At 34.8% G+C, this 14,859-nt stretch carries 15 protein-coding genes; 2 read left to right on the top strand and 13 right to left on the bottom strand.

Translation table 11 applies throughout. The features are described 5' to 3' along the window. Window positions 1-104: 104 nt before the first annotated feature. The 6 genes from argB to QL232_RS07600 all read right to left on the bottom strand — a co-directional run bounded on the left by argB (window position 105) and on the right by QL232_RS07600 (window position 6,040). Window positions 105-881 (bottom strand): acetylglutamate kinase, encoded by a 777-nt coding sequence (gene argB, locus QL232_RS07625; RefSeq protein ID WP_168880904.1) that lies wholly within the window; start codon window positions 879-881, stop codon window positions 105-107. A gap of 69 nt (window positions 882-950) precedes the next feature. Beyond that, window positions 951-1,904, bottom strand: a complete 954-nt coding sequence (locus QL232_RS07620; protein ID WP_281613666.1) for an N-acetylornithine carbamoyltransferase — start codon at window positions 1,902-1,904, stop codon at window positions 951-953. 34 nt (window positions 1,905-1,938) lie between these two features. Then, window positions 1,939-3,078: an aminotransferase class III-fold pyridoxal phosphate-dependent enzyme gene (locus tag QL232_RS07615; RefSeq protein WP_168880902.1), complete on the bottom strand. Its 1,140-nt coding sequence runs from the start codon at window positions 3,076-3,078 to the stop codon at window positions 1,939-1,941. 24 nt (window positions 3,079-3,102) lie between these two features. After that, window positions 3,103-4,092 (bottom strand): N-acetyl-gamma-glutamyl-phosphate reductase, encoded by a 990-nt coding sequence (argC, locus tag QL232_RS07610; protein WP_168880900.1) that lies wholly within the window; start codon window positions 4,090-4,092, stop codon window positions 3,103-3,105. 125 nt (window positions 4,093-4,217) lie between these two features. After that, the gene (locus tag QL232_RS07605) at window positions 4,218-5,429 is read right to left on the bottom strand and encodes an argininosuccinate synthase domain-containing protein (protein WP_168880898.1); all 1,212 of its coding nucleotides are present in this window, start codon (window positions 5,427-5,429) and stop codon (window positions 4,218-4,220) included. A gap of 29 nt (window positions 5,430-5,458) precedes the next feature. Then, window positions 5,459-6,040 carry a GNAT family N-acetyltransferase gene (locus QL232_RS07600; RefSeq protein ID WP_168880896.1) on the bottom strand — a complete coding sequence of 194 codons (582 nt, stop codon included), beginning with the start codon at window positions 6,038-6,040 and terminating at the stop codon, window positions 5,459-5,461. 712 nt (window positions 6,041-6,752) lie between these two features. Here QL232_RS07600 and pulA point away from each other — a divergent pair. Continuing rightward, on the top strand, window positions 6,753-8,777 hold the full coding sequence (pulA, locus tag QL232_RS07595) for a type I pullulanase (RefSeq protein ID WP_281613665.1): 2,025 nt from the start codon (window positions 6,753-6,755) through the stop codon (window positions 8,775-8,777). 32 nt (window positions 8,778-8,809) lie between these two features. Here pulA and QL232_RS07590 read toward each other — a convergent pair whose 3' ends face one another. The 7 genes from QL232_RS07590 to QL232_RS07560 form a co-directional block, all read right to left on the bottom strand. Next, a complete protein-coding gene (locus QL232_RS07590) occupies window positions 8,810-9,322 on the bottom strand; it encodes an NAD(P)H-dependent oxidoreductase (protein WP_281613664.1) in 513 nt (170 codons plus the stop codon). A gap of 70 nt (window positions 9,323-9,392) precedes the next feature. Further along, the gene (locus tag QL232_RS07585) at window positions 9,393-9,854 is read right to left on the bottom strand and encodes a biopolymer transporter ExbD (protein WP_168880891.1); all 462 of its coding nucleotides are present in this window, start codon (window positions 9,852-9,854) and stop codon (window positions 9,393-9,395) included. Between the two features lie 55 nt (window positions 9,855-9,909). Next, entirely contained in the window at window positions 9,910-10,458 is a 549-nt protein-coding gene (locus QL232_RS07580) for a biopolymer transporter ExbD (protein ID WP_168880889.1), read from the bottom strand. A 2-nt stretch (window positions 10,459-10,460) separates the two neighbouring features. After that, window positions 10,461-10,808 (bottom strand): hypothetical protein, encoded by a 348-nt coding sequence (locus QL232_RS07575; RefSeq protein WP_168880887.1) that lies wholly within the window; start codon window positions 10,806-10,808, stop codon window positions 10,461-10,463. Between the two features lie 60 nt (window positions 10,809-10,868). Then, the gene (locus tag QL232_RS07570; protein ID WP_281613663.1) at window positions 10,869-11,681 is read right to left on the bottom strand and encodes a MotA/TolQ/ExbB proton channel family protein; all 813 of its coding nucleotides are present in this window, start codon (window positions 11,679-11,681) and stop codon (window positions 10,869-10,871) included. A 259-nt stretch (window positions 11,682-11,940) separates the two neighbouring features. Then, window positions 11,941-13,026, bottom strand: a complete 1,086-nt coding sequence (locus QL232_RS07565; RefSeq protein WP_168880884.1) for an asparaginase — start codon at window positions 13,024-13,026, stop codon at window positions 11,941-11,943. Window positions 13,027-13,033: 7 nt separating this feature from the next. Then, window positions 13,034-13,813 carry a TatD family hydrolase gene (locus tag QL232_RS07560; RefSeq protein WP_168880882.1) on the bottom strand — a complete coding sequence of 260 codons (780 nt, stop codon included), beginning with the start codon at window positions 13,811-13,813 and terminating at the stop codon, window positions 13,034-13,036. A 152-nt stretch (window positions 13,814-13,965) separates the two neighbouring features. Here QL232_RS07560 and QL232_RS07555 point away from each other — a divergent pair, with 152 nt between their 5' ends. Next, window positions 13,966-14,832, top strand: a complete 867-nt coding sequence (locus QL232_RS07555; protein ID WP_281613662.1) for a DUF3108 domain-containing protein — start codon at window positions 13,966-13,968, stop codon at window positions 14,830-14,832. Window positions 14,833-14,859 lie beyond the last annotated feature (27 nt).

The following is a 14,859-nucleotide window of genomic DNA, read 5'->3' as shown; positions in this document are numbered from 1 at the left end:
CCTCACCGAAAATAATACAATCAATTAATTAAAGAAAATGCATGCTTTCCAAATGGTCAACATGCATCTTAAATTTATGAAGTTAAATAAAACGACTTAGTGATTTAGCCGATTATTTTTGTGCCTATTGGATCATTAGCAAGTAACCCTTCTACTTTTCCTAACCACACTTCTGTTACAGATGCCTCAATAGCGTCAAATGCGTTTTTAAGCTTCGGTAACATACCATCAGCTACGATACCTTCCGCTTTAAACTCTTCAAACTTTTTTGGATCAAGTACAGGTACTAATGATGCATCATCATTAACATCTAAAAGTACTCCTGCCTTTTCAAAACAGTATCTTAAAGAAACTTCATGTCCTTCTTGACCAAGTGCCACCGCTACTGCTTGTGCCATTGTATCGGCATTAGTATTTAATAATTGTCCTTTTCCATCATGTGTTAAAGGTGCAATTACAGGTGTGATCCCTTGTGTCAATAAGTTAGCAATTGGGGCTGCATTAGCCTTGCGAACATCACCTACGAAACCAAAATCAATTTCCCAGCCTGTACGCTTATCTGCTTCGATAATATTTCCATCAGCACCTGTTAATCCAATTGCGTTGGTTCCTTTAGCTTGTAGTTGAGCAACAATTCTTTTGTTAACCAAACCACCATATACCATAGTAACAACTTCTAAAGTATCTGCATCAGTGATACGTCGGCCATCGACCATTTTTGGTTCGATCCCTAAACGCTGAGCCATAGCTGTAGCTAGTTTACCTCCGCCATGTACTAAAACTTTCGCACCTTCTAAATTTGAAAACTGCTCTAAGAAAGAAGATAATGCTTGTTCATCATTAATAACATTTCCTCCTACCTTAATTACTGATACTTTCATTCTTTGTTTGTTGTTTATAATAACAATAGCAAGGTCTGGAATAAAAATACTCCAGACCTTGCTATTTATCTATTGATCTTTTTCTAAAATAGCTCTTAGAACTGCTGCAGCGGCAAAAGTTCTATTATTTGCTTCTGCAATGATTAATGAATTATCACTATCCAAAACTTCATCGCTAGCTACAACGTTACGACGGATCGGCAAACAGTGCATAAACTTACCATCGTTAGTTAGTGCCATTTTTTCTGCTGTCACTTCCCAAGATTTGTCAGTACATACTACCTTACCATACTCTTTTGTTGATGACCAGTTTTTAGCATAAACAAAATCAGCATCTTTTAACGCCTCATCTTGATTTGTTGTAAATGTAGCATCACCTGCAAATTCAGGATCTAATTCATATCCTTCTGGAGCTGTGATTACCAATTCAACATCATCTGCAGCATTCATCCATTCAGCAAATGAATTTGGTACCGCTTGAGGTAAAGCTCTTGGATGTGGTGCCCAAGTTAAAACTACTTTCTTTTTTGGCTTACTAGAATTCTCTCTAATTGTCACCAAATCAGCAAGAGATTGTAAAGGATGCCTTGTTGCAGACTCTAAACTTACAATTGGAGAATGAGAGAACTTCACAAAGTCTTTCATTACTGCATCTGCATAGTCTTCCTCTTTACTATTTAAGTTTGGAAAAGATCTTACCCCAATGATATCACAGTATTGGCTAATTACTGCTGCAGCATCTTTTAAATGCTCTGCTTTATCGCCATCCATGATTACTCCATCTTGAGTTTCAATTTTCCAACCTTCTTTATCAATATTCATCACCATCACGTCCATACCTAAATGACGAGCAGCGCGTTGAGTACTAAGTCTAGTTCTTAAACTTGGGTTGAAAAAGATCAGTCCCAACATTTTATGTTTACCAACTTCACTGTAAGCTACAGGATTGGCTTTTATCTCTAATGCACTTTTAACGAGTTCATCTAAATTTGGAACATCGTTTACAGATAAAAATTTCTCCATGATTTTATATTTTCTAATAGACCTTTAAGTCTCTTTATGCCAATTCTTTTGTTACTGCCTCGAATGCATCAACGAATAGTTGAGCTTGTTCTTTTGTTAAAGTTAAAGGAGGAAGTAAACGAATAGTATTTTTGTTTGACGAAGCTCCTGTAAAGATTTTATGCTCTAATAAGATCTTCTTACGAATTGGGGCAACTTCTTCATTTAGCTCAATACCTAACATCAAGCCTTTTCCTCTAATTTCCTTAATAGCAGGATTATCTTTCAGTTGATTTACCAACCATTCTCCTACTTCTACGGATTGAGGTATTAAGTTTTCATTTTTTAAAACATCCAATACCGCAATACCTGCTGCACATGCTAAATGGTTACCACCAAATGTAGTCCCCAACATACCATAGTGAGCTTCGAATTTCGGGGCAATGAAAATACCTCCAATTGGGAAGCCATTACCCATACCTTTGGCCATTGTAACCACATCAGGAACAACATTGTACCATTGGTGGGCAAAGAATTTACCACTACGTCCATAGCCTGATTGAATTTCATCAGCAATAAATACTGCATTCTGCTCATCACACAATGAACGGATCGTTTTCATAAATTCTTCCGTTGGTTCATAGATACCTCCAATACCTTGGATTCCTTCAATGATAACAGCACAGATTTCATGCTCTGAAAAAGCTTTTTTCAATGCTTCAACATCATTAAAAGGAAGGATCAAAGTATCATGTACAGCGTTAACAGGAGCAACAATATTTTTATTATCTGTTGTCGCTACAGCCAATGATGTTCTACCATGAAAGCCTTTAGAAAAAGAGATAATTTTCGTCTTCTTATTGTAGAATGAAGCCAATTTAAAAGCATTTTCGTTTGCTTCAGCTCCAGAATTACATAAGAATAAGTTCCAATCTGTATAGCAACTTGCTTCCCCTAACTTTTCAGCCAATTCTTTTTGAAGAGGGTTCTGAATAGAGTTAGAATAGAATACTAAGTTTTCTAACTGATTCGATAATTTTTCTTTATAGTGAGGATGAGTATGTCCAATTGAAATTACAGCATGTCCGCCATAAAGATCTAGGTATTTCTCATCGTTTTTATCATAAATCCAAACATCTTCACCTTTAACTGGCTCGATGTTAAATAATGGATATACATCAAATAAATTTGCCATTTTATTCTGTTCTTAAGGTGAAAATTAAAATGCCATTGGTTTAAGGTTTAGACCTGTTTTCTCATCTAAACCAAAGATTAAGTTCATATTCTGAACTGCTTGACCAACTGCACCTTTTAATAAATTATCAATTGCAGACGTCACTAATAAAGTATCATCATGCTTTTCGATACTGATGAAACCTCTGTTGGTATTCACTACTTGTTTCAAGTCTAACGGACCGTCTAATACATGTGTGAATGCAGCATCAGCATAATAATCTTTGAATAATTTTACAGCTTCTTCTTGAGACAAATCAGACTTTAAATAACAAGAAGCTAAAATTCCTCTCGTAAAGTTTCCTCTGTAAGGAATAAAGTTGATTTTATGATTGAATCCATCTTGCAATTGATTCAAGCTTTGTCCGATCTCTAATAAATGTTGATGTTGGAATGCTTTATAATGTGAGATATTGCTTGTTCTCCATGTAAAAGCTGTACTTGCCATTAGCTTTACACCCGCTCCTGTAGAACCTGTGATTGCACTAATGTGTACTTCATCATTTAATTTTTGAGATGCTGCAAGTGGTAATAAAGCAATCTGTATAGCTGTTGCAAAACAACCCGGATTTGCGATATTTTTTGCAGACTTTATTGCTTCTTTTTGAAGTTCAGGAAGACCGTAGATAAATTCTCTATCACCTAACTTCATTGATCTATTTTCTACGATGCCTTCACCTAATCTAAAGTCTTGACTAAGATCTATAATTACAGTAGAAGGATCGAATGTATTATCTTCTAAAAACTTTACAGACTCACCATGACCTAAACATAAGAACACAACGTCAGCGTCTGCTATTTCTCCAGTAAATACAATATCAGTTTCACCAAAAAGATCTTTATGAACAGCATATAATGGTTTGCCTACTTGTGAGCGGCTATGTACGTATGCAATTTCAATTTCAGGATGATTTAATACGACTCTTAATAGCTCTCCACCAGTCATACCGGCACCGCCAATGATTCCAATTTTCATGATCTTTATCTTTAGTTATTGTAAGTTTGTTTCGTTTTTTTTCTGTAAAAAAGGATGCAGAAGTAATCTGCACCCTTAGTAGTTATACCAATTCAAGTTATCAGGTTTAAAAACCTAAAAATCTTTTATTCAGTAACAGTCTCTTCAGCAGCTTCTTTCACTTTACCGAAGATCATGTTTTGATTTGCTAAGATTGTCGCAAAACCACGAGCGTCTTCACCAGTCCAAGCATTGTTCATTTCACCATAAGCTCCGAATTTGTCATTCATCAAGTCATATTTCGACTCAATACCTTCTAATTCAAAACGGTATGGATATAATGTTACAAACACTTCTCCTGATACATGGTCTTGAGTATCTGCTAAGAACTTCTCGATATTACGCATCACAGGATCAATCCATTGTCCTTCATGAGTCAACATACCGTAGTAGTTACCTAGTTGCTCTTTCCAGTACAATTGCCATTTCGTTAGCGTATGCTTTTCTAACAGGTGGTGTGCTTTAATTGTTAGTACAGGAGCAGCTGCTTCAAAACCAACTCTACCTTTAATACCAATAATCGTATCACCAACATGGATATCTCTACCAATACCAAAAGGAGAAGCAATTTTGTTCAACTCTTGGATAGCATGTACTGGTTTGTCATATATTTTTCCATCGATACCAACTAACTCACCTTTTTCAAAAGTAAGGCTGATTTTCTTAGGAATAGTTTCCGTCACTTGTGTTGGATAAGCTTCTTCTGGAAGTGTATAACGAGAACCTAAAGTTTCTTTACCTCCTACTGAAGTACCCCATAATCCTTGGTTAATTGAGTACATTGATTTTGCCCAATCACCATCTACACCTTTAGAAATTAAGAAATCAATCTCATCTTGTCTAGATAATTGATTATCTCTAATTGGTGTAATAATTTCCGCTTCTGGGCAAATAATTTTAAATGCCATATCGAAACGAATTTGGTCATTACCTGCACCTGTAGAACCGTGAGCGATACTATCAGCACCAATGCTCTTTGCATATTCAGCAATAGCTAATGCCTGGAATACACGTTCTGCACTTACAGATAAAGGATATGTATTGTAACGTAAAGCGTTACCGAATACTAAATATTTTACACATTGATCATAGAAAGTTTCTGTCTGATCTAAAGTGATATGAGACTTTACACCTAAAGTGTATGCTTTTTCCTCAATCTCTTTTAATTCATCATCAGAAAAACCTCCTGTTTGAACGATAGCGGTATGCACCTCTAGCCCTCTCTCCTCTGAAAGATATTTCACACAATATGTTGTATCTAATCCACCACTGAAGGCTAAGACCACTTTCTTACTCATCTCTTCTTAATCTTTTATTGTTTATTTCTTTAGTTTATTTCTTCTACTGTCGATTTGTATCTTGGATCGTTGGGATCAAAAATCATCCCTGTACAAAGACAGTGTTTACGTTCTGTACGTTGAAGAATATCATAGTTGACACAACTTTGACATCCTTTCCAGAATTGCTCATCATCTGTTAATTCAGAAAATGTAACAGGTCTATACCCTAATTCACTATTAATTCGCATCACAGGCAATGAGGTAGTCAGACCAAATAATTTCGCAGATGGATATTTTTTTCTTGAAAGTTGGAAAGCTTTCTTCTTAATTGCTTTTGCTAATCCTGTTCCTCTGAATTGAGGATTTACAATTAGACCCGAATTAGCAACATATTTGTTGTGTCCCCAAGATTCAATATAACAAAATCCGGCAAAAGTTCCATCATCAGCAATAGCGATAATGCCTTTTCCCTCCATAAATTTATTTTCAATATAATCTACGCTTCTTTTGGCAATACCTGTTCCTCTCGCTTTTGCCGACTCCTCTATCTGAGCACATATATCTTTAGCATAGTCCTTATGCACATCAATATTTGCCTCAACTATAGTGAAGGTTGATATATGTTTCATTTCTTGAATGGTATTCTTAATTGTCATTTTCGTTCCCGAAATCGGGGTATTAATGAAAATAGTGGTTTATTTTTTATTGACGTCTGTACTTAAGAAAAAAACTTGGTAAAATACTATCAATTAGAAGTGAATTACCAGAGAGAACATCGCTTTTTACGTCGATAAAAATGGGGAGATATACACTCATTACTACATACAATTTTAAAGCTCGTATGTACCAAATGTTTATTGGCGATATATGTATTAAGTGTACTCATTTTTGTTTTCCGATGATTCAAAGTAGATATTTTAAAATGATAAATTCAAGCAAATCAGCCTTTTATTAGTACTTTTTTAATGAATTTAATTTTGTAATGAAAAATTTAAAATACAGAGTGTTAAATTTTGAACACCTCTATATTCGATGTTAAATTTTGAACACTTTGTTCTTTCACATCATTCAACAAAATCTTAAGTATAGATCTTATCATCATATCAAAAACTTAGTTTTATAAGCCATTTTTTAGAGACTAAAATAAGTACTCAATCACACCTTGAGATTTTCTCAAGATCAATAAAATTGAGGAGGATAAAGCTGAATCTTTAATTAAAATAAGTTATGCAACCGTATGCAGAATATAATTCGAATATAGGTCATTGTTATTTTCAGTTTATTTACTGATTTTCAGATATTGATACATCAATTTCATTATCCACAGTACTAAATATGAAAATGAAGAACTTTAGATTTTGGTTCCTTACCATTGCTTTAGGAACACTTGCTTTTAATGCATGTCAACAAAAAAATATGGATGGACACAACGATTTTGATACCTCATCTTACAACAATTATCCAGCATTTGATGGTCAACTTGGAGTAGACTACACAAAAGGGAAAACTTCATTTAAGATGTGGTCACCTACCGCTTCTACCGTTACGCTTAAACTGTATGATCAAGACTTAGGTGGAACTCCATTCAAAACAGTTGACATGGAAGCGACTGAAAAAGGAACTTGGAGTATTTCAATCAACGAAGATCTATTAGGTAAATATTATACCTATCAAGTTAGAATCGGTGGTAAAGAATTTGATGAAACACCTGGCATTTACACTGTAGCAACTGGTGCAAATGGTATGAGAGGACAAATTGTTGATTTAGCCTCAACTAATCCTACAGGATGGGACAAAGACAAAAGACCTCCATTAAAAAACTTAACGGATGCCATCTTATATGAAATCCATGTAAGAGATATTACAATTGCAGAAAACTCAGGTGTTACTAATAAAGGAAAGTTCAAAGGTCTTACTGAAACAGGTACCGTTAGTGATAAAGGCTTAAAAACAGGTATTGATCATATTGAAGAGTTAGGTGTTACTCATGTTCACTTACTTCCTTCATTTGATTATAAAACCGTTGATGAAACAAAATTGGATCAACCACAATACAACTGGGGGTATGATCCTCAGAACTATAATGTTCCAGAAGGCTCTTACTCTACTAATCCACATGATGGAGCTGTTAGAATTAAGGAGTTCAAGGAAATGGTTCAAGCTTTCCATAAAAAAGGAATAAGAGTAGTACTTGATGTCGTGTACAATCACACATCACAAGGTGATGAATCTAACTTCTCTTTAGAAGTTCCAGGATATTACTATAGACAAAATGCTGAAGGGGGGTATTCAAATGCCTCTGCATGTGGTAATGAAACTGCATCAGAAAGAGCAATGATGAGAAAATACATGATTGAATCAGTATTGTATTGGGCCGAAGAATATCACCTTGATGGGTTCCGTTTTGATTTAATGGGAATCCATGATACAGAAACGATGACAGCGTTAGCTAAAAGGTTACATGACGAGGTTGATCCTTCTATAATCATTTATGGCGAAGGTTGGAATGCTGGAGATTCACCACTTCCAGAAGACAAAAGAGCATTAAAAGCAAATACTCCAAAAATGAATGGCGTTGCTGCATTTTCAGATGATATCAGAGATGCATTAAAAGGTAGTGTCTTTTATGATGATGAAATTGGTTTTGTACAAGGAAACAAAGAGTTAGTTGAGGCAATAAAGTTCGGTGTTGTAGCCTCTACACAACATCCTCAAGTAGACTACTCAAAAGTAAATTACTCCAAGTCTGCATGGGCTCCACAACCAACCCAAACTGTTACATATGTTTCTTGTCATGATAATCATACTTTATATGATAAGCTTAAAGTATCTCAACCAAAAGCTACAGAGAAAGATCTAGAAAGAATGCATCGTTTAACTTCTACTGTTATTTTAACATCACAAGGTATTCCGTTTATTCATTCTGGAGCCGAAATGATGAGAACAAAAGGAGGAGAACACAATTCTTACAATAAGCCAGATGCTCTTAATAAATTAGATTACAACTGGAAATTTCAACATAAAGATGTTTTTGAGTACTATCAAGGACTTATTGAGATCAGAAAAGCTCACCCTGCTTTCAGAATGCCTTCTACAGAAATGATTCAAAAACATTTGAAATTTATTGATACAAAAGATCCTTTATTAGTTGCGTATACTATCTCTGGTAATGCGAATGGTGATTCCGCAAAGGAAATCGCAGTCGTTTATAATGCAAATAAAAGCAGTAAAAATGTCTCGAAGTTTTTTACAAAAGGAAAATGGAAGATCTTAGCTGATGGCAATAATGCTAACTCTAAAGGAATAAAGACTACATCAAACTTAGTTGTTAACGGAGTAGCACCTTTAGTAATGGTCAAAGAGTAAAATATCAAGAAATAATATTAGAGGGTAATCATTTATTGGTTACCCTTTTTTATTGCTTCACAATACAAATGTATTCTAGAATGATGGCTATCCAGTTGACTTAGTTCGTCAGATGAGAAGTAAATTCCATCCTTCCAACTCATACCTAAATATTTAGCAGTTTCTTCAAAAGGCATATAAAACCCTTCTTTCAATACATTGTCACTTCCTGTACTAATTACTGAAAGCGATTTCCCCCTCAATTGACGGCCTATTTCTTTATAGATCATTAAACAGTCAGAAAAACGATCTAAAAACATCTTTAAAATACCACTCATAGTATACCAATACACAGGAGTTGCCAGTACTATAATGTCATACTCTATCATTTTTGAAATCAAGTTATAAAAATCGTCCTCTCGATTCTTAAACTCGTAATCAAACGGCTGGATATTATAATCATTTAAATCAACGACATCAAAATTAAGGTCCTTATTGATGGTCTTCAGTAATGTGTATGTATTTCCTTTACTATTGGCACTGCCTAATATTATTACACCTTTCATACTTGAATATAAAATAAAAAAGGTCAAGCCTATATTTAGACTTGACCTTTTTATGTTTAACAGAATCTGCTTATTCGAAACGTAATCTCTTGTTCGCAGCGTAGTTCACTTTAAGAGCGTTAGCATCTCTAAGTTTCTGACGTACGTCTGAAATTACACCCATTTTTGCTTCTCTGTCAATTTTAAGTGACATAGTGATTTTATCACCGTCCTCACCTAGCTTATCTTTCTCAGTGATTACATGTTGAACGATTTGATCAGCGTCGATCAATACATCGTTAACTTGAATACGTGCTTCAGAACCGAATTTCTTCGAATCTTGAGGCTCACCGATATAGATATAAGATACTAGCGATTTCTTTTCAAGCTTTGTTAACTCAGATGCTTGTGGCAAAGAGTTCTTTACTAATAACTCAGACTCACGGAAAGTCGTCGAAATCATAAAGAAGAACAATAGCATGAAGATGATATCTGGCAAGGCAGAAGTAGGAATATCCTGCTTCGTTTTTGTTTTTTTCTTAAACGTTGCCATTTGCAAAGTATTTGTACAAACGCCACCTAAATTGGTGACGTTTGATGATTACAAATTATTTTATCTCAGAAGGCTCCGCATCAGATACTTTGTAAGGGATTGCCTTTTTAGCATCTTGAAGCTTTTCTTTATGAGCAGGATTATCTTTATCTAATGCTTGATAATCTTCTAAAGGCATTTTCAAGTATAAAGCACGCATTTCTGCGTAAGCATACTTTAATTCATCAATTACACCGATGTACATCTCATAAGTTGTACCACGGTCAGTCTTTAATGAAATAATAGCCTTTTGCGGTGATTCAGACATATCTTTGTTCTTACCATTGTTAAGAACAAACTCTTTAACCATTTCTCTTAACCTAGGAAGATCAACTTGTTCTTCCTGTGCAAGCATCATATCTTGTGAGTTCACAAGAATGTTGAATACGTTACGAGTTTTTACCTTTACGTCTACATCCTCCGCCTTTGGAGGTAACATTACTGTCACACCTTTATCAGATGCAATTGTTGTTGCCACCAAGAAGAAGATAAGCAAAAGGAAGGCGATATCCGCCATTGCTCCACCATTAATTTCTGGTGTTTCTTTTTTCTTCTTCTTTAACATAACTATCCAATAGATTTAATGATTCTTTGTACAGCGTCAATCACAATCGCAACGATTGAGATTCCGAATAAGTAGTACGTCATGTTTAAGATACCACCAATTTTTTGTGATAGATCTTCGTTCACTCCGAACTCGTTTAATTCTCTTGCTGTAACAGAACTATCAGCCATTGAATAACCAATAAAGAATAAAATTGCTAACCCAGCAACTGTACCTAATACAGTGATTGCTGATTTTGGATCAGTAGCAATTGACATTAAGAAACCAACTACCGTAGCAACTAGTGCAATAATGATCAATATACCTGTGAATGGTAGCAAATATTCTGTAAATATAGCTTCACCGTTCATAATCGTAATAAATTTCTAAGTTCTACAATCTACTATTTACTTTTTGTAAATAGGGGTCTACTAGTTAGCAGACAATTTGTGTTTCACTAAGATATCGATTAAAGAAACTGAAGCATCTTCCATTTCTAATACGATACCGTCGATAGTTGATACACAGTAGTTGTAGAATACTTGAAGAATTACACCTACGATTAGACCAGCTACTGTAGTAAGTAGGGCTACTTTAATACCACCTGCTACAAGCGAAGGAGAGATATCACCAGCTGCTTCGATTGCGTCGAATGCACCGATCATACCGATTACCGTACCCATGAAACCTAACATTGGTGCCATAGCGATAAATAATGAGATCCAAGGCAAACCTCTTTCTAATTTACCCATTTCTACTGAACCGTACGCAACAACTGATTTCTCAACCATTTCGATACCTTCAGAAGCTCTCATTAAACCTTGCGTGAAGATTGAAGCAACTGGACCACGAGTAGCTTTAGTTACTTCTAAAGCTGATTCAACACCACCATTAGATAAAGCCTCTTCAACTTTAACTAATAATTTTTTAGTGTTTGTAGTTGAAAGTGATAATGTAATCACACGCTCGATAGCGATTGCTAAACCAAGGATTAATGTAAGCAATACAGCTCCCATGAATTCCCAACCACCTTCGATGAATTTTTGTTTCACTGCTTGAGTGAAAGATAATTCTTCAACTTGTGCTACTTCGTCACCTGAAATTTCAGTAACTGCTGCAGATGTTGTCTCTTCAGCTACTTGTTCTGTAGTAGCTTCTTCAGTTGTTTCATCTTGCGCATAAGACTGTGCGATACCTAAAGTCAATGCACAGAAAAACATCAATAACGCGAATACTCTTTTCATAACTCTCTAACGTTCAGATCGCAGTTTGTCAAATAAAAACAAACCACTCACCGATACTGTAATAATAAATTTGTTTGACTATCATCCGTAATCGTTGAGCAAGTTAATACTAAAACTTGAATTAGTATCTTTTTTGATAGTTTTTAACGACTACTGACTCGCAAAGAAAAATATAATTAAATTGATATACAAGTGACCTATTCAATTATAAACGCTGAAAAGACACTAATAAACCTAATAAATGTTATAGTTAGTTAATTTATAGTGTCAATTCTCCTTTTAAAGGTATGCCTATCAACTCTTTAACCCTTTCTGAATCTTTATACTTTGTTAACAGACACATTAACTTTGTTAAGGCTGCTTCAGTGGTCATATCCTTCCCACTCAAAACACCGATCTTATTCAGCTTGGCACTTGTAGCGTAATGTCCCTGCATTACAGTTCCACCTGTACACTGAGAAATATTGACAACAATAACCCCTTTCTTTACAATTTCTTCAATCAACTCTATAAACCAACCAGACGATGGAATGTTTCCTGATCCATATGATTCTAGAATGACTCCCTGTAATTGAGGTTGTTTTAGCATATGAGCTATCATCTCTTTATGCATACCAGGGAATATCTTCAATAACATTACATTGGCATTGATCTCTTTCATAGACCTTACCGGACCATTGATCGGATCTTTCCAAAACATGTCTCGTTTGTATTCTATAAAAATTCCTGCTTCCGCTAAGGATGGATAATTATAGGAACGGAATGCCGTAAAATTAAAATTCTGTGACTTTTTAGAACGGTTACCTCTTAATAACTTACTGTTAAAACAAATACATACCTCCTGAACCAACATCTCACCCGATTCATGACGCTCGGATGCTATTTCTAAAGCTGACATTAAGTTTTCTCTAGCATCTGTCCTCTTCTCTCCAATCGGTAACTGAGAACCTGTAAGTATGATAGGCTTATGTACTCCATCTAACATAAAACTTAATGCCGAAGCAGTATAGGCCATAGTATCTGTACCATGAAGAATTACAAAGCCATCAAAGTCTTCGTAAAACTCTTCTATAATAGTTCCTAACTGTACCCAATGCTGTGAGGTAACATCTGACGAATCAATTAATGGGTCTAATGAAATGACCGTTAATTCAAAATCAAATGCTCTTAACTCAGGAACAGCATCAATAATTTTTTCGAAATCAAATGGTATTAGACTACCTGTTTCTGGGTGTCTATCCATACCAATTGTTCCTCCTGTATAAATCAAAAGAATCGATGTATCGGAAGTGTTAGGACCTGTAGAATTGATATTTACAGTTTTAAAGTAAGTTCTTGTTGACATTTCTGGATTATTTTGAAAGGTAGTTTTCTATGTCAAATAAATCATATGCATTGCGGTCAGTAGCTTCTTCTACTTCTGCTCCGCTTATGCCTAATAAGTCAGCAACCCTATCACATACATAAGTAGTATACAAAGGTTGGTTTCTTTTCCCTCTAAATGGTTTAGGTGCTAAGTAAGGGCTGTCTGTCTCTAATACCATATGTTTCAAATCCACATGTGGCACTACTTTATCCAGACCTCCATTTTTAAAAGTGACAACACCACCAATTCCAAGTTTGAAGTTTACATCAATAATTCTGTTCGCTTCCTCAAGAGTACCAGTGAAGCAATGCAAGACTCCAAAAAGTTCATCACAGGCTAATTCTTCTAATAACTCTATCGTTTCTGTCATTGCGTCTCTAGCATGAATAACTAGAGGTAGTTGGTGTTTCTTTGCCAATTCTGCCTGAATCTTAAAAGCTTCAATTTGTTGTTCTTTAAAAGTCTTATCCCAATACAAGTCTAGACCCATTTCTCCAACAGCAACAAACTTTCTCTTATTCAACCAATCTTCAACGATATATAATTCTTTTTCAAAATTTTTATCAACATGGCAAGGATGTAGACCCATCATTGACAAACATTGTGAAGAATATTTATCCTCCAAAGCCAACATTCCGTCTATAGAGGTATGGTCGATATTTGGCATTAATATATGTTTCAGTCCATTATCAAATGCTGAAGCTAAAACATTGTCGATATCTTCTTTAAATTTGTCTGAATATATATGAGCGTGAGTGTCTATCATTTTTATCAATTTTTTAAATGTTAATCACGCAAATCTAATAGCTTCATTGAAATTGGTCCTAGTACTGAAATCTAATTTTTTCAATAGGTTTCACCTTATTCCAAAATAATGGCTAATATTGAAATTAATTATTAAGTAATTCATAGTAATCCATGAGACTCAATAAAAAAAATATAAAATTAACTTGTGCTTCAATTTTTATTGGAATGGGCCTTTTTGGGTTCAATTCATTTGAAAACCCTTCTGATACTACTCAAAATAAAAAATTAGAAAACCCTCCTGTTTTAGAAAACATCGAATTTCAAAAAGGAGAAATGCTAACATATATTGCAGGTTATGCTATGTTTGAAGCAGGTGAAGCTGTTGTAAAACTAGACAAACACACAAAAAATGTAAACGACCAGGAATGTTATAAAGTAGATGTTACAGGTAGAAGTATCGGTATTTTCGGTATGACAATGAAAATAAGAGACCTATGGCAAAGTTACTTTAGCACAGATACTAGATTTCCTGCTCAGTTTAACAGAGATATTGTTGAAGGTGGATATACACTAGTTGAAAAATTAGATTTCGATCAAGAAAACGGAAAAGTTGAATCTCATTGGTATAAGAAGGATAAACCTGAAGACATCAAAAATGAACATTTTGAGATGAAGCCTAATACTCATGATATTATTTCAGGATATTATTACTTGAGAACTCTTGATTATGAGAAAATGAGTGAAGGAGATACCATCAAAATGAATGCTTTCTGGGAAAATAAGGCTTATGATTTCGACATTGTTTATTTAGGTAGGGAAAAGTGTTATACAAAATTCGGAAGAATTGATTCCTTTGTGATGTCACCAATTATGCCAGAGAATGACCTTTTTTCTGGAACTCACCCTATTAAATTTTGGGTATCTAACGATGTAAATCGTATCCCATTAAAAATTCAGGCCGAACTTATTGTAGGAGCCGTTAATGTTGATCTTGTTCGATATAAAGGACTAAAAGAAAAGCTCAAAAAGGTAAAATAAATAAAAGGCCTTCGTAGATTTAAAATC

It is taken from the genome of Flammeovirga sp. SubArs3 (genome assembly GCF_947387565.1).
In the GTDB taxonomy this organism is placed as follows: Bacteria; Bacteroidota; Bacteroidia; order Cytophagales; family Flammeovirgaceae; genus Flammeovirga; species Flammeovirga agarivorans.
The sequence above is the reverse complement of the archived record's forward strand: the minus strand, read 5'-3'. Positions and strand labels throughout refer to the sequence as shown.